Annotated in this window: 20 protein-coding genes and 1 tRNA gene; 10 read left to right on the top strand and 11 right to left on the bottom strand. The window is 47.3% G+C overall.

Going from position 1 to position 22091, the window contains the following annotated elements:
* Position 1: 1 nt before the first annotated feature.
* The 9 genes from EXT46_RS14745 to EXT46_RS14705 form a co-directional block, all read right to left on the bottom strand.
* On the bottom strand, positions 2-1615 hold the full coding sequence (locus EXT46_RS14745) for an NAD(P)/FAD-dependent oxidoreductase (protein ID WP_130148157.1): 1614 nt from the start codon (positions 1613-1615) through the stop codon (positions 2-4).
* A 9-nt stretch (positions 1616-1624) separates the two neighbouring features.
* Positions 1625-2800, bottom strand: a complete 1176-nt coding sequence (locus tag EXT46_RS14740) for a hypothetical protein (protein ID WP_130148155.1) — start codon at positions 2798-2800, stop codon at positions 1625-1627.
* Positions 2801-2810: 10 nt separating this feature from the next.
* Complete coding sequence (locus EXT46_RS14735; protein ID WP_053910135.1) at positions 2811-3611, bottom strand: outer membrane lipoprotein-sorting protein; 801 nt, start codon at positions 3609-3611, stop codon at positions 2811-2813.
* Entirely contained in the window at positions 3592-5961 is a 2370-nt protein-coding gene (locus tag EXT46_RS14730) for an MMPL family transporter (protein ID WP_130148153.1), read from the bottom strand. Before EXT46_RS14730 ends, EXT46_RS14735 begins: the two co-directional genes overlap by 20 nt.
* 90 nt (positions 5962-6051) lie before the next feature.
* Complete coding sequence (locus tag EXT46_RS14725; RefSeq protein ID WP_022945979.1) at positions 6052-6639, bottom strand: TetR/AcrR family transcriptional regulator; 588 nt, start codon at positions 6637-6639, stop codon at positions 6052-6054.
* 124 nt (positions 6640-6763) lie between these two features.
* Positions 6764-7279, bottom strand: coding sequence for a DUF3016 domain-containing protein (locus EXT46_RS14720; protein ID WP_231658040.1), 516 nt, complete (start codon positions 7277-7279; stop codon positions 6764-6766).
* Between the two features lie 410 nt (positions 7280-7689).
* Positions 7690-9339: a chaperonin GroEL gene (groL, locus tag EXT46_RS14715; RefSeq protein WP_053910138.1), complete on the bottom strand. Its 1650-nt coding sequence runs from the start codon at positions 9337-9339 to the stop codon at positions 7690-7692.
* A gap of 55 nt (positions 9340-9394) precedes the next feature.
* A complete protein-coding gene (locus tag EXT46_RS14710) occupies positions 9395-9682 on the bottom strand; it encodes a co-chaperone GroES (protein WP_130148151.1) in 288 nt (95 codons plus the stop codon).
* A gap of 113 nt (positions 9683-9795) precedes the next feature.
* On the bottom strand, positions 9796-10275 hold the full coding sequence (locus EXT46_RS14705; protein ID WP_022945975.1) for an FxsA family protein: 480 nt from the start codon (positions 10273-10275) through the stop codon (positions 9796-9798).
* Positions 10276-10415: 140 nt separating this feature from the next.
* Between EXT46_RS14705 and cutA the strand changes: the two genes are divergently transcribed.
* The 6 genes from cutA (at position 10416) to EXT46_RS14675 (ending at position 15595) form a co-directional block, all read left to right on the top strand.
* Positions 10416-10736 carry a divalent-cation tolerance protein CutA gene (gene cutA / locus EXT46_RS14700; protein WP_022945974.1) on the top strand — a complete coding sequence of 107 codons (321 nt, stop codon included), beginning with the start codon at positions 10416-10418 and terminating at the stop codon, positions 10734-10736.
* A complete protein-coding gene (locus EXT46_RS14695) occupies positions 10736-12520 on the top strand; it encodes a protein-disulfide reductase DsbD (RefSeq protein ID WP_053910139.1) in 1785 nt (594 codons plus the stop codon). The genes cutA and EXT46_RS14695 overlap by 1 nt, the downstream gene beginning before the upstream one ends.
* A 250-nt stretch (positions 12521-12770) precedes the next feature.
* Positions 12771-13223 carry a type II 3-dehydroquinate dehydratase gene (gene aroQ / locus EXT46_RS14690; protein ID WP_053910140.1) on the top strand — a complete coding sequence of 151 codons (453 nt, stop codon included), beginning with the start codon at positions 12771-12773 and terminating at the stop codon, positions 13221-13223.
* A 25-nt stretch (positions 13224-13248) separates the two neighbouring features.
* Entirely contained in the window at positions 13249-13713 is a 465-nt protein-coding gene (accB, locus tag EXT46_RS14685) for an acetyl-CoA carboxylase biotin carboxyl carrier protein (RefSeq protein ID WP_045980407.1), read from the top strand.
* A gap of 27 nt (positions 13714-13740) precedes the next feature.
* Positions 13741-15081: an acetyl-CoA carboxylase biotin carboxylase subunit gene (accC, locus tag EXT46_RS14680; protein ID WP_022946050.1), complete on the top strand. Its 1341-nt coding sequence runs from the start codon at positions 13741-13743 to the stop codon at positions 15079-15081.
* A gap of 437 nt (positions 15082-15518) precedes the next feature.
* Positions 15519-15595 (top strand) — tRNA-Ile (locus EXT46_RS14675).
* 76 nt (positions 15596-15671) lie between these two features.
* On the opposite strand, the gene EXT46_RS14670 is transcribed toward EXT46_RS14675, so the two are convergent.
* The gene (locus EXT46_RS14670) at positions 15672-16361 is read right to left on the bottom strand and encodes a hypothetical protein (protein ID WP_130148149.1); all 690 of its coding nucleotides are present in this window, start codon (positions 16359-16361) and stop codon (positions 15672-15674) included.
* A gap of 518 nt (positions 16362-16879) precedes the next feature.
* Positions 16880-17344 carry a thioredoxin domain-containing protein gene (locus EXT46_RS14665; RefSeq protein WP_130148147.1) on the bottom strand — a complete coding sequence of 155 codons (465 nt, stop codon included), beginning with the start codon at positions 17342-17344 and terminating at the stop codon, positions 16880-16882.
* Positions 17345-17503: 159 nt separating this feature from the next.
* Between EXT46_RS14665 and EXT46_RS14660 the strand changes: the two genes are divergently transcribed.
* The 4 genes from EXT46_RS14660 (at position 17504) to yjjG (ending at position 22029) form a co-directional block, all read left to right on the top strand.
* Positions 17504-19651 carry a TonB-dependent siderophore receptor gene (locus tag EXT46_RS14660; protein WP_130148145.1) on the top strand — a complete coding sequence of 716 codons (2148 nt, stop codon included), beginning with the start codon at positions 17504-17506 and terminating at the stop codon, positions 19649-19651.
* 244 nt (positions 19652-19895) lie between these two features.
* A complete protein-coding gene (locus EXT46_RS14655) occupies positions 19896-20753 on the top strand; it encodes an HDOD domain-containing protein (protein ID WP_130148143.1) in 858 nt (285 codons plus the stop codon).
* A gap of 41 nt (positions 20754-20794) precedes the next feature.
* Positions 20795-21355 (top strand): inosine/xanthosine triphosphatase, encoded by a 561-nt coding sequence (gene yjjX, locus EXT46_RS14650; protein ID WP_130148141.1) that lies wholly within the window; start codon positions 20795-20797, stop codon positions 21353-21355.
* 2 nt (positions 21356-21357) lie between these two features.
* The gene (yjjG, locus tag EXT46_RS14645) at positions 21358-22029 is read left to right on the top strand and encodes a pyrimidine 5'-nucleotidase (RefSeq protein ID WP_130148139.1); all 672 of its coding nucleotides are present in this window, start codon (positions 21358-21360) and stop codon (positions 22027-22029) included.
* Positions 22030-22091: the final 62 nt, after the last annotated feature.

Here is a 22091-nt window from a genome sequence, read left to right as displayed (position 1 = left end):
ATCAGTGTTTAAATAATTCCATCGCGTGGGTAAGCGATAGCTTGTCATTAATTGCTGCCTCGACCACTAGCGGCATTTTTTCTTCATCAAAGTCCATACGCTGAATTTCACACAGACTGCGTAAGAACCCTAAATAAGTGACTTCCAATAAGGCCTTATCAAGTTCGGCTATGGCCATCTCGTCTAACATTACGCCCCGGCTATGGGCGTGTTTCATGCGGCACTTGGTGAGCTCAATATCAAAGAAGTGACCGCGATTAAGACGATGCTCTTGGCCTTGGATCAGCTGGATAAACTCATCTTTAAGTTCATGAATGCGGGAAATCGCCGCCCCTTGCACCATGGCCAGCGCTTTTTCATTCAACTGCTCTTGGCTCATTTCACTCATGCTCGGGCAATAACCAAAATGGCGCGCCATGGACGAAGGTAAAATAAAGCCGAACCAATGCATTAATAAGGCTTCAAAATGCGTGCGGTGCACCTCGTAGCTGCCGTGGTAGTTCCCGGTAATATGCAGCATAAAGCTCTCAAACCAGCCTAAGAGGTAGGCATTGAAGGCCTTGGTTTTGCCTGCAAACATGGCCTCGTTACCGGCTAAATCCGCCTCTATAAGTTCACCAATCATGCGATTAGCATCGGTCAAATAGGCCGAGCCCGGCGACAATAAGGGGTCTAAAAAGGCCGATGACATGCCGGTGAGAAACCAACGATCGGTTGAGAACGACTGCTTGGCCCGCCGTGATAGCCGCTTCATGGCTTTGTAATCCTGCAATTTGAAGTGGCTACCGAGAATTTCCTGCATACATTTATGCGAGCGTAAAAATTCCACGAAGTCGTCACTGGTTTTCACATTTAAGCTGACGTCGGTGTTTTTAGCGGTTACACCGATACTGACAGTGTGCTCATCCAATGGAATGAGCCATAACCAATACCCTTTATACATAAAGTGGTTGGTCGCTAATGCGCGGGTGGTAAAGTTGGTACGTGCACGCCACTGCTCACTACCCAGGCTATCGAGTGGCGTGGTAAACTTAAACCGCGCCCAAGCTGAGCTCACAGAGTGGCGATGATCTTGCGACTCAATTAAATCCAGCTTTTTACCCAGCGGCGCAGCAAACCCGGCGGCATCGACTAAATAACGACAGCGAAAGGATTTGTCTGCGGTTTTCACGCTGTGACCATGCTCGCCATCGAGTTCGATATCGCTGACCGTCTCACCCAGTAAAACGTCCACACCAATATCTCGGTTAAAGCGCACTAGATCGTTATCAAACTTAGCGCGATCAATTTGGTGCGCCGGAATACCGTGATACCAGGTGCGCCCAAGCTCACTCATTTCCTCAACATTGAGATCACGGTCGACGCTGTCGAAGAAAAACCGCAAACCATGTTTGTACAAATGGTTGGTGTCTAGATAAAAGCCCAGTTGCAGATCACTGGCGGCGTAATCCCAAAACGATTCTAGGGTTGATTCTCCAACCCAAGAATTAAATGACTTTTTGCGCTCTAACACGGTGACCGATAGCTCGGGGTGTTTTAGTTTTAATTGTCGTGCTAAGCAACCACCAGCCATTGAACCACCGATGATCACAACATCACTATACTGACTTACCATACATGCTCCTTACAGGTAATAGGTCAATCTTACTTCTATAAAGTCATCATCTCGGTAGAGGTAAAGCGGCTGCTGTGGTTGTTGATCAACAAACATCCGGGCCTCAACATCAAGACTCAACTGACTATGAATACGGGTTTCGAACTCGCCCTTAATAGCGGTGGAATCGCCGCCATTATCGATAAGGGCTCCCAATAACAAGGTGGTGGCATCGGTGTCGTTCCAAGCGAGGCGAGAGCCTACAAAGCTGCTATTACGATATATTTGATTTTCCCGAGCCTCGGCGTCGGTGTCGCGGTGCAGCTCCAACAACAGACTGAGATCTTTACTGCTGCCCGCCACTCCATAAAAGTAATATTCTCCCCCTAAGGTGTAAGCCCAGCTACTACCACCGTAATCATGATTGCGGTGCACCGCCTCGAGCTTACCGAGCCAGCGCTCACTGGTGTATTGCGCATCAAGGCCCCATTGCTGCAAGGCGCTGTAAATGGCTTGTCCTTGGCCTTGCTCGGTGATTTCAAAGGCTGGGGTTTTATCTAAACCGTGGAAGAAATAAGCACCGACATCCCAATCATCGAGCACCGTGGCATAGCGCAGCGCCAGTGATCCCCGAGTGTGCTCAGATAAACCGACAAAGCGCTCTTGGCTAATGGCCACTGGCAATGAAAAGCGCTCATCGGGTTGGCTGTAATCGCGGGAGCGAAACCAAGGCATAGATAGCAGCGATAAGGTGCCGTTTTCGGTAAAGTAGTCAACCTGCACCAATAGTTCGCCAAGCTTCTCTTCGCCTTCAAAGTTACGTGCAGGAATACGTTGATTGACAATATCCACCAAATGACGAGACTCGGCGACACCCCAAAATACCGTGTTCATACCGGCGCTTAGCTGCCAGTTATAGAAGGTTTTCTGTAAGTAAGCCTCTTGTAAATCCCATTCAGGCAGGGCGCTATTGGTCGCGGCCACAGTCACCACCGGCTTTATATGTGCTTGTAGACCCGAGGCGCGGGAGCGGTAATCAAGCTCAAGCCATAGCCTTGGGTCCCAAGCAAAGTTATGCGTTTGCTGAACCCGGGCACTCTCGCCGTTGTATTGCCGGGCGCCGAGCTCTACCGCAGGCGTTATTTGCCATTGACCATACACGCAAGGCGCAAACACACAGAGCAATAGCCACCACTTCCTGAACATCACTACATCCTTACTTCAATGACGATTTAACAAAATCGCGATTACTTAAGCGCACAGAGAAATCGTAATCAGAGAACACCAAGGTGGTTTTTTTACCGCTTTGATGGTTTTCCATATGCATGGTTTGTGGTCGCCAGAATTTGTCTTGATAGTGCTGATAATCAGACAAGGTCAGAGTTTTAAGATGGGCTTCTTTACGGTCATAAAAGTCGATTTTGCGAACCTGGTAATGACTTAAATCGATTAAGGCGCGCTGGCGGGTATAGCCAGAATTTTCATACTTGGGAATACGATCGACCACCGCACAGGTGAACTCACCGCATTGCTGCTCATCAATATAGCGATACTCGTACTTATTGAGCTCTTGGGCGGTAAAATCCTCAAAAGCAAACTCACTGCCCACAAAGGGACCCGATTTATTTGCCGAGGAAATGCGCTTTACGCGTTTTAGCGCTGGAAGATAAAGCCACTGATCGTCTGGCTCCAGTATTTGCGCATGCGATAACAGCTTGGTGTCTTGTACATCGGCTGGGGAGTTAAAGACAATCAGGCTTTTATCGCCTTTATCTTCATCGGCCACTTCTTTGGTGAGCATGCTTAAGCTGCGGCTCGATTTACGCCCGCTGGCGTCTTCAAGGTGCATCATGACATCGACACGACTGACGCCAAAGCCGCGATCGGAGCGGTCACTTTGTGCCGCGATTTCATAGCCTCGTTGTTGCGCATCGCTGGAAGCAGTTGCAGCCCAAACTGGGGTGATCAATGTGACTGCCGATAGCACGGCAAAAGCACTAGGAATTAATGGCTTCATGCGGGTTCTCCTTAATAGCTGAAAGACTCGGTTGAGATGAGGTAGACGGGCGTGCAACAAGCATGAGCAGCGCCGGGAGTAATAAGAAATCAATGATCAGCGCCATAACAATGGCCAGCGCCGTTAACATGCCCATTTGCGCGTTGATCATAAAGGTGGAGTAAGCCAGCACCATAAAGCCGCCCGCTAAAATTAAGGTGGTCACGAAGATGGCCTCTCCGACAGTGGTAAACGCATATTCAATGGCCGCTTGCGGTGTGAGGCCGCGCTCTCGCCGAGCTCTTAGGTACTTGCTGAGGAAGTGCACGGTGTTATCGACAATGATCCCTAACGAGGTTGAGGTCACTGTGGCGGCCGCAACCCCCACTTGCCCCACTAACAGTGCCCACACGCCAAAGGTGAACAACATCGGAATGGTATTGGGGATCAAGCTTAAGAAGCCGTACTTCAGGCTACGTAAGGTGAGGATCATAATCAGGCAAATCGCGATGATGGCAATGGCATTACCACTGAGCATGCTTTGTGCGTTACGTTGGAAAATATGTGAGAACATCACCGTAGCGCCAGTGGCTTTGGCATGCATCGGCGCTGGCGTGTTGCTTTGCAGCCAGCCTTCAGCGCGCTCAATAAAGGCCTGAATTTCTGCAGTAGACAGGTTATCTAACGTCAGGCTTAACCGTGAAGCCGATTTATCCATACTGACGCGGTCAGTTAAATCGAGGCCAAAGGGCAGTGACATCTCGTACAGCAACAGATACTGCGCCGCCAACTGACGATTATCAGGCAAGCGATACAGCGCCTCGTTATCCTGATGCATATTCTTATTTAAGCGTTTAATGATGTCGGTGTAGCTATACACATGGACTACTTCTGGCTGTTGACGTAACCATGTGGTGAACTCTGCCAGTCCCTGCTGATACTCGGGTTTACTGACGCCGCCACTTTCACCACTTTGAATGTCAAACTCCACTACATAAATGCCTGTTAAGTGCTCCATGGTGAAGTCGGTGTCGCGACGAAACTCAACGCGCTGATCAAAGTAGTTTACGAACTCGTCATTGAGCTCAATTTGCGGAATAGCCAAGCCACAGCCAATGCTCAGTAGCACTGTCGCAGCAATAATCATTCGATACTTTTTCGCGACCTGATTACCAAAGCGCCCTAACCACACATTCAGGCCGTTGCGTTTTTTCTTATAGGTTTTTTTATCCGGCAAAATAGCCAGTAAACAAGGCAAAAATACCAGTGAGAGCAACCAAGCTGCGGCGATACCCATGGCGGTGATGTTCCCTAGATCAGCAAATGGCGGCGCATCAGACATATTTAAGGTTAAAAAACCAACGATGGTGGTGATACTGGTAATGGACACGGCAACAAAATTGACCCGTAAGCTCTCTTTAATTGCAGCTAGCTTGTCCATGCCCTCTCTTCGCGCGCTTGCGTAAGACAACAGCACGTGGATGCTATCGGCAATGGCCAAGGTGAGAATAATGGTCGGTGCGGTAATAGAGATAGGCGTAAGCTCTATGCCGATATAGCCAGTTAGGCCCATGGCCGCAGCACTGGCAAGGATCACGACACCCACCGCAGCAATGGTACCGGGAATACTACGCAGGCTCATATACATCACCACGATGAGCACTAGGTACATAATCGGCGTGAGGGTTTGTGCATCGGTTTGCCCAGCCTCACTAAAGGCGTTGTTGAGCATAGAGATGCCACTAATAGCAAAGGTAAGCTCAGGGTGCTGCTGCTTCATTTGCGCCACTAAATCGCGCACATAATTCACCGCTTTTGGCACTTCCGCCAAAGACTCCCCTGGATATTGCACGGTAATATTAATACCCGAGGTGCGGCCATTGTTGGCAATTAAGCGGTTGGCCAGTAGCGGTTCATCAAGGGCTATGCGTGCTTTTTCTTGCAACGCTGGCCAAGATAATTGCTCGGCATTTTTGATCAGATCGGCGACGATAAGGTCGTCTTGCTCAGCATAGGTATGTTGGAAATTAGTGATAGAGTCGACACGACTCGCAAAAGGAGTTTTCCACGCCTGTTCGGTGAGCTGCTCCACCACCTTCGCATGATTAGGCGTTAATCCTTGGCTTTGCTCGTCGTGCACGACGATCAGAATGTTGTCATTTTTACTGTATTTGTCTTGGAAGTTCTCAAAGGCAACGAGCTCTGGGTTCTCGGGGCTGAAAAATGCCCGGTAGTCGTTCGAGAAAGTGAGCCCTTTAGCCCCTATTGCCAGTGCGATGCAAATTAGCACACTGACAATAAGCAATAGCCAAGGGTAGCGTGTCACGCACTGCCCCCACCGCAGGGCTAAGTTGCTAATAAAGTGGTTCATTATCACTCCTTATAACAGAACGCACATTCTGATAATGGTAAAAAATAACGCCTCAAGTGAGGCTCTTTATTTTCATAATAGCATAGTACCTTATTCGGGTTCAGCCATCATGTCGAATATAGTCGTCAAATATTGCCGTAATGTGTCACGATGAAAATCACTGCGAGCCATCACTGCTACGCCTTGCAACACACCGAGTAAGCACACGCTTAAATCAAACGCACTGAGTTCCTGGCGTACCTCGCTACGTGCTTGAGCTCGCTCAATAAAATGCTGAAACTGAGCGGTCAGCTTGGCATAAATATCACGCACAATGCTGTTCACATCCATATCTGTTTCACCAATCTCGGTAGCTGTATTGCAAATAAGACAGCCATTAGCGCCATGCTCAGCAATGTTCTCGCTGTACATGGAGAAAAAACAGCGTAAATCTTCAAGCTCACCATCACTTTGCGCAATGCGCTTTAACCCCGGGCTAATTTTGCTGAGGGAATACTCTTGCAAACACCGTTTGAACAGTTCTTTCTTGTTACCAAATTCTTGGTAAAAACCATACCTACTCACACCTGTTGCTTTAACCAACTGCTCCATTGATGTATCGCGGTAACCTTGGCGCCAAAACATAATAGTTGCCTTGCGCAGGGCTTCACTTACATCAAATTCTCTGGTTCGTGCCATAGGTTGTTCTCTGCTTAGCGTTTTTAAGAATGTACATTCTGAAATAAAAAAGATCAAGTTAAGATCAAAAAGAAAAAGCGCCCATTGGGCGCCTAACTTTGCCTTAATTAAATAGTGCTAGTCGCTAGCGATAGGCTTTCTTCGGCTCGATACCCAGCTCAGGCAACAAGGTTTTCTCAAACCACGAGCTTATCAAGCGAAAATCATAATAGTTGGCTTCGTTGGCTCGAGGTGAGCGAATGCGATCCATAAACTGCATGTCTTTTAAATCCGCTTCCCCTTCACTGACCACCTTACCCTCGGCATCGGTGACCGAGTAGGTAAAGTTAATCTTAGGCATGTAAATAGGTTTAATCACGCGGATCTCATTCATCCCAAAGCGCACATCGCCGGCCAAATCGAGGTTAGTGATCTCAGCGTTAAACACATACCCTTCAGGCAGATTTTCTGCTTCTCTACTAAAGTGCTTATTAAAGTTTTTAACCAGTCGCTTGTGAAACGGTCCTTTTACTTCATTAGCTGGACGCGCATCGGTGTAGTCGTCTAAGTCATGCCATTTGATTTTTGCTTCGCCAGCATAGCTACTAAGGGATGTAACTAAGGCCGCGATTGCCAAACTGTAGCTCAGTGATTTCATCATACTCTCCAATTGCGTACGTCTATCTACTATAGACCGCTTGTTGTGTTGTTTGATTACTAAAACACCGCCAAGTTCGTAACAATTAGTAATCATTAATAACTATTTGTAGCCTGTGTACCCAATCGAGTCAACGCCCAGCAACTCACCCCTCTGAGTTTTACAGTTTGCCTCGTCGAATCTCTCATTTAGCAGCAGCGACTTTTTATTGCTTGAGTCTAACGTTCGCTACTCCTTGAGCGCCCAACAATAAAGGTTACTGAGCCAATAATCGTTGCCGCCTTCAGCCCTCTTCCTGAGCGCCAGAAGCACAAATATTGCTGTCAGGGTCAAGTTAGGGATGAAAATTCAGCAGCCATGAAAAAACCCAGCCGAAGCTGGGTTTTTATAAAGCGAGATAGCTTGAGGGATGATTACATCATGCCGCCCATGCCACCCATTCCGCCCATGCCACCCATATCTGGTGCGGCTGGTGCGTCTTCTTTAGGTAGTTCAGCAACCATCGCTTCTGTGGTGATCATTAGACCGGCTACCGAAGCTGCGAACTGCAATGCAGAGCGTGTTACTTTCGTTGGGTCAAGGATACCCATCTCTAGCATGTCGCTGTACTCGCCTGTTGCCGCGTTGTAACCGTAGTTACCTTCGCCACCTTTGACTGCGTTGACAACCACTGATGCTTCATCACCAGCGTTAGAAACGATTTGGCGAAGTGGCGCTTCCATAGCGCGTAGGGCTACGTTGATACCATGGTTTTGGTCTTCGTTGTCAGCGGTAAGTGAAGCAATCTTAGTTGCTACACGAACCAGCGCTACACCACCACCAGGTACAACACCCTCTTCAACCGCAGCACGCGTTGCGTGTAACGCATCTTCTACGCGGTCTTTCTTCTCTTTCATTTCAACTTCGGTCGCAGCGCCGACTTTGATTACCGCAACACCGCCAGCTAGTTTCGCCATGCGCTCTTGTAGTTTCTCTTTATCGTAGTCAGACGTCGCTTCTTCGATTTGCGCTTTGATTTGACCCACACGGCCATCAATCGCTTCTTGCTCACCAGCACCATCAATAATGGTGGTGTCATCTTTGGTGATTACTACGCGCTTCGCTGTACCTAAGTCTTCTAGTGTCGCTTTTTCAAGCTCAAGACCGATTTCTTCAGAAATCACTGTACCACCGGTTAGGATGGCGATGTCTTGTAGCATCGCTTTACGACGATCACCAAAACCAGGCGCTTTAACCGCAGCGACTTTAACGATGCCACGCATGTTGTTAACAACCAATGTTGCCAGTGCCTCACCTTCTAGGTCTTCAGCAACAATCAGCAATGGCTTGCTAGTTTTCGCTACCGCTTCTAGGGTAGGTAGAAGCTCACGGATGTTTGATACTTTTTTGTCAACCAATAGGATGTGTGGGTTATCTAGTTCAACAACACCTTTTTCTGAGTTGTTGATGAAGTAAGGAGAAAGGTAACCACGGTCGAACTGCATACCTTCAACAACATCCAGTTCATTCTGTAGTGATTGACCTTCTTCAACAGTGATAACACCAGACTCACGGCCTACTTTTTCCATTGCTTCAGCAATGATTTCACCAATCTCTTTGTCAGAGTTGGCTGAGATAGTACCCACCTGAGCAATGGCTTTGTTATCTGCACAAGGCACAGAAAGGGTTTTCAATTCCTCTACTGCAGCGGTAACGGCTTTGTCGATACCGCGCTTAAGGTCCATTGGGTTCATACCCGCAGCAACAGCTTTAAGGCCTTCGTTAACAATTGACTGTGCTAGTACGGTTGCAGTAGTGGTACCGTCACCGGCAGCGTCATTCGCTTTTGAGGCTACTTCTTTAACCATCTGCGCGCCCATGTTCTCGAACTTGTCTTCAAGCTCAATTTCTTTCGCTACAGAAACACCATCTTTAGTGATTGTGGGTGAGCCAAAAGACTTATCTAGAACAACGTTACGGCCTTTAGGACCTAAAGTTACTTTTACTGCATCTGCTAATACATTTACGCCTTTAAGCATTTTAGTGCGGGCGTCATTTGCAAAACGTACTTCTTTTGCTGCCATTGTTTCTTTCCTCTAAATTCTGTTTAAACCAAGTGTGTCAACATCAAGGGGTGAGTTAGCTCACGATACCTAGGATGTTGTCTTCACGCATAATTAGGTACTCTTGACCGTCGATTTTTTCAGTCTTCTCAACGTAAGAGCCGAACAACACAGTGTCGCCCGCTTTGACTTCCAATGCGCGTACTTCGCCGCTATCCAATACCCGGCCATTACCTACTGCAACTACTTCACCTCGCGATGATTTTTCAGCCGCAGAACCAGTCAGCACGATACCGCCAGCAGACTTGGCTTCTTCTTCTAGACGCTTAACGATCACGCGATCATGTAAAGGACGAATGTTCATTTGTTTGTTTCTCCTAACAGTTTCTGAACAACTACAGAAAAGTCATTAAAATTTAGTTGCCATATCTAATGGGGGTCGAGGTTTTAAAACCCAAGAGTAAAAATTAAAATTTTTTACTCTTTTCGTTCATATTCACCTTCGATGGTGGTGTGCTCTTCGCGACGCTCACTATGTTGATGCTGTTGATGGCTGTGAAATTCAGCACTGAAGGTGCTTTGCCCCATACCTTGGCTCATGCGCACTTGCGCCTGAGAAGCAAAGGTTGCGGCCATTTTATTGCGCACTGCGGGAGTCAGTAATAAGAAGCCGAATACGTCGGTCACTATACCGGGCGTCAACAACAGAACGCCAGCAATGATGACACAGATACCAGTAAACATTTGTTTTGCCGGCATTTGCCCTTGTGCCATTTGCACCTGCGCCTCACGCATTGCGCCAACGCCTTGTTGCTTCACCAGCTTAGCGCCCAAAATCGCGGTAACGATAATTAAGGCAATGGTGGCAACGCCGCCAATCACCTCGCTTAATTGAATCAATAGCGCGATTTCGATGATTGGAACAATGATAAATAGTAAAAAAAGTGCTCTGAACATAACGGCTCTCATAAAAGTCGATGAAATAGAATTGAGGTTGATAAGGTCAGATTTCAAGTCATCTGTTGTCGCTCTATGGGCTTTGCCCTTGCTATCAGCTAGTATGGGGGTTAGAAACGGGACTCACAAAAAGGTTCAGTATGACTACTCACTACCGGCTTATCTTTACAACTTGTGCAAATAAACAAGAAGCACGCGCGATGGCAGAACAATTGGTGCAGTTAAAACTCGCCGCCTGTGTCAACATTCTTCCCGAAGTAGAGTCAATCTACATGTGGCAAGGAGAAGTGGCCAGCGAAAACGAGACCAAACTGCTAATTAAAACCAAGTCTGAGAAAATGAACCAGGTGATCCAAACCATTAAACAGCTACATAGTTATGAAGTGCCTGAAATTCAGGTTGTTGATGTGGCCACCGGAAACCTGGCGTATTTTAATTGGATGGATGAGGTATTAAATTAATGCGTTATGTGCTGTTTTTGCTCACCTTAGCGTTTAGCTCGCTAAGTTGGGCGAACAACTCCGTTTTAAATAGCTTATTAGAGCCCTCTAAAAGCACTTTTCTCCCCGTCGAGCAGGCATTTAAGCTCGACTTTGACCAACAAGGCGATACCTTATTTGTAGGGTGGGATATTGAGCCAGGTTATTATCTCTACAAACATAAGTTAGAGTTTGTCGGTAAGGGCGCCACCATCACTCCACCCAGTGACCTTCCCCAAGGGGACATGATTGAAGACGAGTTTTTCGGTCGCACTGAGGTCTATTTTGATAGTGTGAGTATTATTTCCAAACTCAGTGATGTGGGTGATAATGCCAGTGTCAAAGTACGTTATCAGGGCTGCGCCGAAGCAGGCCTTTGCTACCCCCCTGAAGTGGTGGAAATTCCGCTTACGGCCCTTGCTGCCAGCACGGCGACTACCGGTGCGCCAACCACCGCGGTCCCGGCTAACAAAGCCACCAATGATGAGGGTGAACAATCACTCACTGAGCGTTTAGCCAGCCAAAGCTTGGTCACTAATTTAGTATTCTTTTTTGTTGTCGGTATCGGCCTGGCGTTTACACCTTGCGTGTTCCCCATGTTCCCGATTCTTTCTAGCTTAATCGCTGGGCAGAAAAATCTCTCTACGAAAAAAGCCTTTAGCCTGTCGTTTGTTTATGTGCAGGGCATGGCCGTGACCTATGCGTTACTAGGTTTAGTGGTTGCCTATTTCGGCGGGCATATTCAAGGCTATTTACAGCACCCCTATGTCTTAATCAGCTTTAGTTTACTGTTTGTATTGCTGGCGCTATCGATGTTTGGGCTGTACGAGATTCGTTTACCCCAAAGTTTGATGAGCCGCTTAACAGAAGTCAGTAATAAGCAAAAAGGCGGAAACTACACCGGCGTATTCTTGATGGGCGTGCTCAGCGGCCTGATTGCCTCGCCGTGCACCACCGCACCACTTTCTGCAGCGCTACTTTATGTGGCTCAAAGCGGCGATTTTGTGGTTGGTGGCTTGACCTTGTATGCCTTAAGCCTAGGTATGGGCCTACCGCTGCTGCTATTAGGCACCTCGGGCGGGAAATTACTCCCCAAGGCCGGTGGCTGGATGGAGCAAGTAAAAACCTTGTTTGGCTTCTTAATGTTGTTTGTGCCACTTATCTTATTAGAGCGTATTTTACCTTTCGAGGTGATCCTGCTCATGGCCGGCTTGTTGGCAATTGCTACCGCTATCTACTTACATTATTGGCAAAGCGGGCAAAACCAAGGGAAAGGAAAAACGATTCTATGGAGTTTTGCCATGCTGCTGTTTGTTGGTGGCTTAATGCTGGTACAAAACTACATTTGGCCTAAGCCACAGAGTAACAGCACGGCTGCGACAGTTTCCTCTAACGAAAAGCATGGTGAATTTGTACATGTCGCTAATCTAGCAGAACTGGAAACCTTGATTGCTCAAACCGATGGCTTGGTGATGGTTGATCTCTATGCCGAGTGGTGTGTGGCATGTAAAGAGTTTGAGAAGTACACATTCCCGAAAGACAACGTGCAACAGCAGTTTGAGCATTTCACCTTAGTACAGGTCGACCTCACCGAAAGTAACGACACCACCATTGAATTAATGGAGCACTACACCGTTTTTGGTCTGCCAAGTATTTTGTTTTTCGATAACAGCAACGAAGAATTACCTGAGCTGAGAGTCACCGGTTTTATGGGGGCAGATGAATTTGCTTCCCACCTACAAGCGGTGCGTGACGCAGCACAGTAATCCTTTTTACTGATTAATGCAGGGTGAGCCTCATCACCCTGCTCACTTTCCCCGCACTAGTAAACCCCACCTAACCAAACCTGGTTAACAAGGTCATTAGACCAGTATTTTGCTGCTATTTACGTCGAACTCTCTATAATAGTCGGCAAACGTGAGAAAAGTTTGCTATTTGCTACTTTTGCCCTTAAGTTAAATACTATTATTTGTACAATCACTTAAAACTCACACGATAAAGGATTTTAGTCGCATTATGGCTGCAAAGTTTAAGGTTTTAGTTATTAACGGTCCTAACCTAAACATGTTAGGTAAGCGTGAGCCGGATAAATATGGCGTAAAAACACTGGCGCAGATCACCGGTGAACTAAATGATGCAGCAGCGGCCTTAAATGTTGAGTTGGCGCACTTTCAAAGTAACAGCGAAGCAGCATTAATAGAGCACATTCACGACGCGTGGCAGCAATTTGATAGCATTATTATAAACCCTGCCGCATTCACCCACACCAGTGTGGCTCTGCGTGACGCTCTACTCAGTGTTGATATTCCCTTCTTTGAAGTTCACCTCAGCAACATTCATCAACGCGAACCCTTCCGTCACCACTCTTACTTTTCTGACGTGGCACAAGGGGTTATCTGCGGTTTTGGTGCAATGGGTTACCACTTCGCGCTTCAAGCAGCGGTCAACCGGTTGCAGAATTCGAATTAAAAACTAACTAACAGGCGGGTTTTTCATGGACATTCGCAAAATAAAGAAATTAATTGAACTAGTTGAAGAGTCTGGCATTGCTGAGCTTGAGATCACCGAAGGTGAAGAGTCGGTACGTATTAACCGTCATAGCCAAGCTCCAGCGATGCCACAGCATTACGCCTTGGCGCCACAAGCGGCTCCTGCTCCTGCAGCCCCAGCTGCAGCTCCAGCCAGTGATGCACCAGCAGCGAGCGATGCACCTGCTCGCCCTAGCGGCCATGAAGTAACCTCACCTATGGTTGGTACATTCTACGCGGCCTCTTCACCAGAAGCCGCTGCTTATGTTGAGGTAGGTAGTAAAGTTAACGTAGGCGATACTTTGTGCATCGTTGAAGCGATGAAGATGATGAACCAGATTGAAGCTGACAAAGCCGGTACGGTTAAAGCAATCTTGGTTGAAAATGGCGAGCCTGTTGAGTTCGACCAACCTCTTTTCATCATCGAATAATCGCGCAACTCAAACAAGGCACTAACTATGTTAGATAAAGTTGTTATCGCAAACCGAGGTGAAATTGCACTTCGTGTTCTGCGCGCCTGTAAAGAGCTAGGTATAAAAACGGTTGCCGTGCATTCTACCGCCGACCGTGACCTGAAACACGTGCTCCTTGCAGATGAAACTATTTGTATTGGTAAGCCACCTGCTACCGAAAGCTACTTAGATATTCCCCGCATTATTGCTGCGGCGGAAGTCACCGATGCAGTCGCTATTCACCCAGGTTATGGCTTCCTATCGGAAAACGCTGATTTTGCCGACCAAGTTGAGCAAAGTGGCTTCGTATTTATTGGTCCTAAAGGCGACACCATTCGTCTTATGGGTGACAAAGTATCGGCCATTGAAGCGATGCGTAAAGCCGGCGTTCCTTGTGTACCCGGTTCTGATGGTCCGCTCACTAACGACACCGAACGTAATATGCAAATTGCTAAGCGCATCGGTTACCCAGTGATCATCAAAGCCGCTGGCGGCGGCGGTGGCCGTGGTATGCGCGTCGTACGCAGCGAGAAAGAGCTGGTCGACTCCATCGCCCTTACTCAGCAAGAAGCCAAGCAGTTCTTTGGTAATGGCATGGTTTATATGGAGAAATTCCTAGAAAACCCACGCCATATCGAAGTGCAAGTATTGGCAGACGGCCAAGGCAACGCAATTCACCTAGGTGAGCGTGATTGCTCGATGCAACGCCGCCACCAAAAAGTAGTTGAAGAAGCACCTGCACCAGGTATCACCGCAGAAATGCGTAAGTACATTGGCGATCGCTGTACTCGCGCGTGTATCGAAATTGGTTATCGCGGCGCGGGCACCTTCGAATTCCTATATGAAAACGGTGAGTTCTACTTTATCGAGATGAATACCCGTATTCAGGTAGAACACCCTGTAACAGAAATGGTAACAGGTATTGACCTAATTAAAGAGCAGTTAAAAATTGCTGCTGGTCAGCCATTATCAATCACTCAGGAAGATGTGCAAATCCGTGGTCACGCTATTGAGTGCCGTATTAATGCGGAAGACCCAAAAACCTTTATCCCATCACCAGGTAAGATCACCCGCTTCCACCCAGCCGGTGGTTTGGGTATTCGCTGGGATAGCCATATTTATGCGGACTACACTGTACCGCCACATTATGACTCAATGATTGGTAAGCTTATTTGTTACGGTGAGAACCGTGACGTTGCCATTGCTCGCTCGCGCAACGCGCTCAACGAGTTGGTTATCGACGGCATTAAAACCAATACCGAGCTTCATAAACTGATTTTATCGGACGAGAACTTCAAAAATGGTGGCACTAATATCCACTATTTAGAGAAGAAACTTGGCCTATAGAGCTAAATGTTAAGCAAAGCCAAAGCCGACCTACGTCGGCTTTTTTTGTGCCTGCAAACCCTAAATCGCTTTTTGTAAGTAGCGCGCACTCACCCACTACCTTAAAAGTTCAGAGCAAGTCGTTTGCGAGGTTACAGCTCAAGCTACGCCCTTAGGTTAATTAGTAAGCGATTGATTTCGAGCGGCAAAATAATCACCCCACAGCTAGTGACAAGGCCCACAAAAGTTTTTATACTGCTCGGCGCTTGTCAGGATACTGATATCTTTATCAGTGGCACGCAAATGGCCCTATAGCTTAGGTGATGAACGTAAGCCAAAGGCTTTGAGAAGTGATTTAACATCACTTCGAAAGTGAAGAACGCGAGGTCGTGGATGACCGAGCCGAGTGACTATCATCATGGATGTGTTTACTCTGACTTCACTATAAAACACAAAATGGCCCTATAGCTCAGTTGGTTAGAGCGCACGACTCATAATCGTTAGGTCCCTGGTTCGAGTCCAGGTGGGGCCACCATTTTTACTACTATTTCACGTTATTAACTACTAACCGCATCCCTTCGGTGCTACCTCTGTGCTACTTTGCTGTATAGTTATTTTTTAGGTTGGGTTTCAATCTTCAAATTCTGATTGCTGATTAGAACCACCTTTTGGCCTGTATATAGCGCAACAAACTTGTCGGTAGATGCTATCAATACTCCTTGAGTACTTTGACCACTCGGTTCATGCACAGTTGTACACACAGCCTTTTGCTCTGCATTACAATAAGCAAAATCAGCTATCTCTTCTTTAGCAAACTTTGCACCATAGGAGTGGCTACTCCAAATAAATGCAAATAATACAAAAAGTACGGCTGCAACAAACACCGGAATACCTACTGCCAATAAAGCTACCACAGTTGGTAGGAATGCATACCTAAAGAGTCTACTGCCTCTGAAGTGCTGCTTTTTCTCAGCTATTTTTTTCTTCACACTATCAGAATGCTTTTCTAGGTACATCAGCACAGCGGAGTAAAGGAATAAAAAGCCTCCCCAAATAAGTAAACTTTTGAAACTCCCAAATGCTGCCTCCAACAAGTTAATCACCGCGCCAGAAGTTACGTAAAACGATTTCATCAAAATCGACTCAAATGGCAAAGACAGCGAATCAACCGACTGGTTGTAAACACTCAAGTACCCTTGGAAATACAAGTGACCGATTATGTATAGGAGCGGCACGGAGAGAGAAACTACCGCCGCGATATTTGTTAGGTTAAAAAAATGGCGACTATCTTTTTCTGGCATAAAACCTCCTTGTTAAATTCTTCCATATTCTGCACCGCAACTCTTTAAACAGCAATTTCCAGTTCTCTTATGAGCAAGTCGTACCTACTCGAAGAGGTAGGGACGACTCATAGAGTCGTCCCGTTCAAGGCCGCTGCTCATGATGCCTTGAGCCCTATTACCCAACCGAAGAATCAAAAGGCCAGAAGAGAGAAAGGCATCCACCAGGTAAATTAGCCTCTTGCAATCAGTGATCGATGTATTAATTTAAATATGAATCAGCTCTTCATGAGCAAACAAGAAAACGGGCGTCTCCCAACTGCCCTCAACACGTCAAGAGGAGCTACAACCGTAGCTGTCAGGCTCAACGGAGCCAAATTAATAATCACCAAAACCACTATAGTCTGCGCCTTGAATCAACAGACTCAGCGCCGCTTTGCTTGTTTGCTTTAGATCAGTTATGACAACTTCCCTAATTACGCACTAGCCAAGTGGCTTTAAAACTTATCTATATTGGCTTGTGCTCACTGCGCAATGACTTAAAACCGCGTAAGGTCGGCTGCTAGCGATTTGTTGGGCTTTTCAACCACACGGTGAATTTCTTGCCCCTCATCTAGAACAATAAACGTGGGTGTGTACTTAAGATTAAAACGTTGTGCTACACCCGCCTTATCCTGCTTTTGGTAGTCCACGGCAATGAACGACACCTGGGCGAGCTCAACTTCGCTGTGCTTTAGCAATTTAAGCAGTTTAGGGACTTCCTGCTCACTGTCGTGACACCAGGTGCCTAACAACACCACTAACTCCTTACCAGCTAACTTAGCCATTGCTTGTAAGTCTTGCTCTGTGGGTTGGTAGTCTTGGTAATGCTGTTGAAAAGCGGGATAGTCACTTAGCAATTGCTCGCCACTCATCGCCCCTTGCTGTACCTGCTGAGCTTGCAGGGGCGTTACCATCAACAAAGCACACAGCAGGGCGCAACTAACACTTAGAAATACTTTCATTTATCCTCCGGCGTCATAGGCAAAACATTAAATGATAATGATTTACATTTATTTACCTTTCTTTATAATGGCTCGCGTATCTAATTCAGTTCCAAAGCGTCTAGCAGTTTCATAACCCTGTAAGCGCTTCTTTATTCATCAAAATAACGGATTTATTTTATGTGCTCTTTTAGATTTTCCCTACCTTTTTTAAGTCTTTTACTTTCGCTCAGCTCCATCAATTGCGCCTTAGCCAGCGCTAAAGACGATACTCGTCATATCGAGGTCCTCACTGTAACCGGACAAAAACTCAATAACAGAGACTATCGCGTTGAGTCTTTAAATTCCGCCACCGGGCTGGATTTGAACCACCTTGATACCCCACAATCTGCCATTGCTATTAACCAACAGCGTATGCAAGACCAACAGCTGACCAGCCCAGTTGAGGCGATTGGTGCTGTCACCGGGATCAGTATTCGCGAGGCGGATAATGGCAAGTTTTCCATTCGAGCGCGCGGTATTGGCGTCAACAGTATTTTATACGATGGTATTGCAACCACCTACGACACCCGCTTCAACTACGGAGATAACTTAACCGATACAGCAATTTATGAACGCGTTGATGTGGTACGCGGTGCCACTGGATTAATGTTAGGAGCCGGTAACCCTTCTGCGGCTATCAACCTTATCCGCAAACGCCCAACCGAGGTCGCTCAAGTTAATGTCTCTGCTTCACTGGGCTCATGGGACTACCAACGAGCAACCGTTGATGCCTCTGGAGCACTGAGCCAACAAGGGCGAGTTCGTGGTCGAGTTGTTGCTGCCTACAGCGACCGTGAATCTTTCCAATCGCGCTTTGCACAGAGCCAAACCACTTTATACGGCGCAGTTGAAACCGATATTGGTCGCGCCAGCTTATTACGAGTGAGTGCTGACTATCAATATACCGACCCAGAAGGAACCATGTCTGGAGGGATGCCGATATTTTATAGTGATGGCAGCCGCACGCAATACGACCGTGGCACCTCAACGGCACAACCTTGGTCATCATCAAAAACCCAAGCGCTTAATTCGGTGGTGACGTTTGAGCATCACTTCAATTCGCATTGGCAACTCTCAGCCAGCTATATATATGGCGATAACGACTTAGAGTACGATGTGTGGTGGGTGCGCGGAAACCCCGACCAGGAAAGCAATGAGGGCATGATCCCCGGCTCAGTCAACTTTATTGACGCCGAACGAACGCAGCACACAGGCGACATCGAGCTACTGGGTCAGTTTGACTGGCTAGGCCAATCGCATCAGCTGCTTGTGGGTTGGAATCAGCAAAAGCAAGAATTTGCCACGCCTTACTACCCGGCAATCAACGCCCCAACCCAGGTCGGTGATTTTCGCCAAGATGATTATGCATTCCCTGCGCCGCAGTGGGCTGACACCGCCGCTTACGGCTCGTATGGTAAGACCGAGCAACAGTCAGCCTATGTGGCTGCACAGTTGAAACCAACGGCATCATTGTCGGTAATTAGCGGTGTGCGCTTAAATCAATGGCAAACCGATACCGATAATTTCGGCCGGGCGCACGATTACTCACTAAACGACGAACTCACTTACTATTTAGGGTTGTCTTACGCGCTCACCGATAACTGGGTTGTTTATACCAACAGCGCTGATATTTTCTCACCACAAAGCTTAATTGGCGAACAAGGCCAATATCTTGACCCGGTGCAAGGGGAAAACCTCGAGTTGGGTATTAAAGCCACCTTATTCAACGACAAGCTCGATGTCGCTTTTTCAGCCTTTCAAATCGACCAAGATAATGTGGGTGAATACACTGGCGAAACCATTCCAGGCACCACGCAGCGTATTTATAAAGGCATTGACGGCACTCGCACTAAAGGCGTAGAGCTCGAACTTAACGGTGCTATCACCGAAAATTGGCAAGTGTATCTGGGTTATACTCATGCCGAGGGCGAAACACCAGAAGGCGAGATATTAAACTCAACCAACCCAGAAGATCAGATTAAATTCTTTTCTACCTATGATTTTTCTGGCGCCCTAGCTGGCTTAACCCTCGGTGGTGGCATTAACTGGCAAAGCGAAACCTTTGATGAAGTTTCCAACCCAGTGACCGGCCCAGTAGAAGTAGGTCAAGGTGGCTACGGTATCGCCAATATCATGGCTCGTTATGCTGTCTCTGAGCAACTTACGCTCAGCATTAACCTCGATAATCTCTTTGATAAACGCTACTACAATCAAATAGGTTTCTACGATCAATACCGCTACGGCGCGCCACGCAACTTCAAAGCCTCAGTGCGCTATCAGTTCTAAACCCTTATCGAATGTTCTTGGTGCGCTGCCCTGCAGTGCACCACTTCCTTTGCTCACAGCCCTACTCCCTACACCACTGTGGTGATAACACGTTGCAAGTGCACGACTTTTCGGGTCACGACCGTGAATTTACGCTAAACTTAGGCGTGATGGTGGCTGTACTTGGTGTATCACAACTAAACCCTAGAGGCTCAGCACGGCTGCATCCTTTTTTGATGCGCGCCAACTAACTTTGGGAGAGGCAATGCAAGGTATTGACGAAACATTACTGTCACAGCTAGAAGCTGGATTTAAGCTGCCTGTTAAGCCCGCCGCATTAGAGCAGCTGCAAGCGGAGTTAAACCGCAACGATCCCAGTATTGATGTTGTTAGTGAGCTTATTGCCACCGACGTGGCGATGTCAGCCACCGTGCTTCGCGTGGTAAATTCACCCAATTTTGGTAAAGAAAAGGAAATCACCGATATTAACTACGCGGTGATTCTCTTAGGCCTCAATACTATTAGCCATATTGTCTCCCGCTATTTGCTCAAACAAGTATTTCGGCAACAAGGGTGCTGCATTTCCCTGGCGCGGTTCTGGGATACCTCAACCGAGATCTCACGCTTATGCGTTTACATAGGCCAAAGCTTAACGCGAAGCTTGCCTGCTGATAATTTACAAACATTGGGGTTATTTCATGATATCGGCATTCCGGTGATGGCGATGAATTACCCTGATTACGTGAACGTACTAAACGAAGCCAACGACAACGTCCATGCATCGTTGACTCAGCTCGAAGATAAACGCTATCCCTGTAATCACGCCATCCTTGGTTTTTATATGGCCCATTCTTGGCATTTACCGAAAGTGTTGTGCAATACCGTGCTTCGCCATCATGATTTAGACTTTTTAGGCGAGCACCAAAGCAGTGAAGAAGAGCGCTTGTACTACGCGATTTTAAAGGTGGCAGAAAACATTGCTCATACCCACAAACGCTTTCGTAGCATTAATAATTGGTCCAGCATTGAAAGCCAAGTATTAGCCACTCTGGGGTGGCAACAAAATGAATATCAAGCCCGTTTGGAAGCTGGAGAGTCACTACTGATATTTAATGCCAATTGAGCATGCTACACTTTGGGCAAACAGCACAATAAGGACGACACATGCTTGAATGCCACAGCGACAAACCCATTACGCTGATTGTGGGCTCTAAAAACCCAGTAAAGATCAATGCCGCCAAAGCCGCCCTTGCCACCTACTTTCCGGATAGAGACATTATTTGCCAAGGTGTGGACGCTCCCTCAGGCGTTGCCGATCAACCTTTAGGTGAGGCGCAAACCCTGCAAGGTGCGCACAACCGCATTCGTTATTGCCAAGCGCATTATCAAGGTGATTATTACATGGCTATGGAAGGCGGCGCCGCGCAATTCGACTACGGGGCGGCCACTTTTGCCTTTGTAGTTATCGCTCATGGCGACGAGCACAGTGTCGGACGTAGCTGCAATTTGCCCCTGCCAAAGCACTTATACCAAAAACTAGAGCAAGGACAAGAGCTTGGCAATGTGATGGATGAGGCTTTTGCAACCAAGAATATTAAACAGCAAGGCGGTGCTATTGGCTTGTTAACGCAAGGCCATGCCACCCGTCAAAGCAGTTATCAACAGGCCTTGTTACTGGCAATGGCGCCTTTTAATCACAGTGAGTTATTTGCGAGTACACGTTAATTATGCGCTACCCTTGGATTCTTTTTGATGCCGATGAAACCCTGTTCCACTTTGATGCTAAAGCGGGCTTAACACACATGTTTGCTCGCTATGAAGTGGACTTTGCCGACGCTGATTACCGCACCTTCGAAGCCGTAAATCGGCCATTATGGGTGGCATATCAGGACAACACCATCACAGCGCAGCAGTTACAGGAACGCCGTTTCGAGCAATGGTCCGAGCGCCTAGGCGTGAGTGCTCGAGAGCTAAACTTACGATTTATGGAAGCGATGGCAGAAATTTGCCAACCCCTGCCCGGTGCAATCGAGCTGCTTAACGCGCTACAAGGTAAAGCGAAGCTGGGCATTATCACCAACGGTTTTACTGAACTACAAAGCGCCCGATTAGAAAAAACCGGCTTAAAAGGCGCTTTTGAGTGGTTGGTTATTTCTGAGCAAGTCGGCTATGCCAAACCTCATATGGCGGTATTTGATCATGCCTTCGCGCTAATGGGTCACCCACCAAAAGAGCAGATACTGATGGTTGGCGATACGCTGGAATCGGACATTGTTGGCGGCATCAATGCGGGCATCGATACTTGCTGGCTAAATCGCCATGAGAAACAGGCCCCTGCGCATATGACCCCAACCTATGAGGTAAAGTCGCTGTGCCAACTAAGAACGTTGCTACTGTAACGCCGAGCCTACCAATATAAAAAATGCCAGCACATGGCTGGCATTCACACACGGGAATATTT

Origin of the sequence: Pseudoalteromonas sp. CO325X (assembly GCF_004208955.1) — a bacterium.
Lineage (GTDB): Bacteria > Pseudomonadota > Gammaproteobacteria > Enterobacterales > Alteromonadaceae > Pseudoalteromonas > Pseudoalteromonas ruthenica.
This window is presented reverse-complemented; position numbering and strand designations above follow the sequence as displayed.

Coding starts and splice junctions, on each gene's coding strand:
- EXT46_RS14745 (WP_130148157.1), bottom strand. CDS start 1,615: ATGGTAAGTCAGTATAGTGATGTTGTGATCATCGGTGGTTCAATGGCT.
- EXT46_RS14740 (WP_130148155.1), bottom strand. CDS start 2,800: ATGTTCAGGAAGTGGTGGCTATTGCTCTGTGTGTTTGCGCCTTGCGTG.
- EXT46_RS14735 (WP_053910135.1), bottom strand. CDS start 3,611: ATGAAGCCATTAATTCCTAGTGCTTTTGCCGTGCTATCGGCAGTCACA.
- EXT46_RS14730 (WP_130148153.1), bottom strand. CDS start 5,961: ATGAACCACTTTATTAGCAACTTAGCCCTGCGGTGGGGGCAGTGCGTG.
- EXT46_RS14725 (WP_022945979.1), bottom strand. CDS start 6,639: ATGGCACGAACCAGAGAATTTGATGTAAGTGAAGCCCTGCGCAAGGCA.
- EXT46_RS14720 (WP_231658040.1), bottom strand. CDS start 7,279: ATGATGAAATCACTGAGCTACAGTTTGGCAATCGCGGCCTTAGTTACA.
- groL (WP_053910138.1), bottom strand. CDS start 9,339: ATGGCAGCAAAAGAAGTACGTTTTGCAAATGACGCCCGCACTAAAATG.
- EXT46_RS14710 (WP_130148151.1), bottom strand. CDS start 9,682: ATGAACATTCGTCCTTTACATGATCGCGTGATCGTTAAGCGTCTAGAA.
- EXT46_RS14705 (WP_022945975.1), bottom strand. CDS start 10,275: ATGTTCAGAGCACTTTTTTTACTATTTATCATTGTTCCAATCATCGAA.
- cutA (WP_022945974.1), top strand. CDS start 10,416: ATGACTACTCACTACCGGCTTATCTTTACAACTTGTGCAAATAAACAA.
- EXT46_RS14695 (WP_053910139.1), top strand. CDS start 10,736: ATGCGTTATGTGCTGTTTTTGCTCACCTTAGCGTTTAGCTCGCTAAGT.
- aroQ (WP_053910140.1), top strand. CDS start 12,771: ATGGCTGCAAAGTTTAAGGTTTTAGTTATTAACGGTCCTAACCTAAAC.
- accB (WP_045980407.1), top strand. CDS start 13,249: ATGGACATTCGCAAAATAAAGAAATTAATTGAACTAGTTGAAGAGTCT.
- accC (WP_022946050.1), top strand. CDS start 13,741: ATGTTAGATAAAGTTGTTATCGCAAACCGAGGTGAAATTGCACTTCGT.
- EXT46_RS14670 (WP_130148149.1), bottom strand. CDS start 16,361: ATGCCAGAAAAAGATAGTCGCCATTTTTTTAACCTAACAAATATCGCG.
- EXT46_RS14665 (WP_130148147.1), bottom strand. CDS start 17,344: ATGAAAGTATTTCTAAGTGTTAGTTGCGCCCTGCTGTGTGCTTTGTTG.
- EXT46_RS14660 (WP_130148145.1), top strand. CDS start 17,504: ATGTGCTCTTTTAGATTTTCCCTACCTTTTTTAAGTCTTTTACTTTCG.
- EXT46_RS14655 (WP_130148143.1), top strand. CDS start 19,896: ATGCAAGGTATTGACGAAACATTACTGTCACAGCTAGAAGCTGGATTT.
- yjjX (WP_130148141.1), top strand. CDS start 20,795: ATGCTTGAATGCCACAGCGACAAACCCATTACGCTGATTGTGGGCTCT.
- yjjG (WP_130148139.1), top strand. CDS start 21,358: ATGCGCTACCCTTGGATTCTTTTTGATGCCGATGAAACCCTGTTCCAC.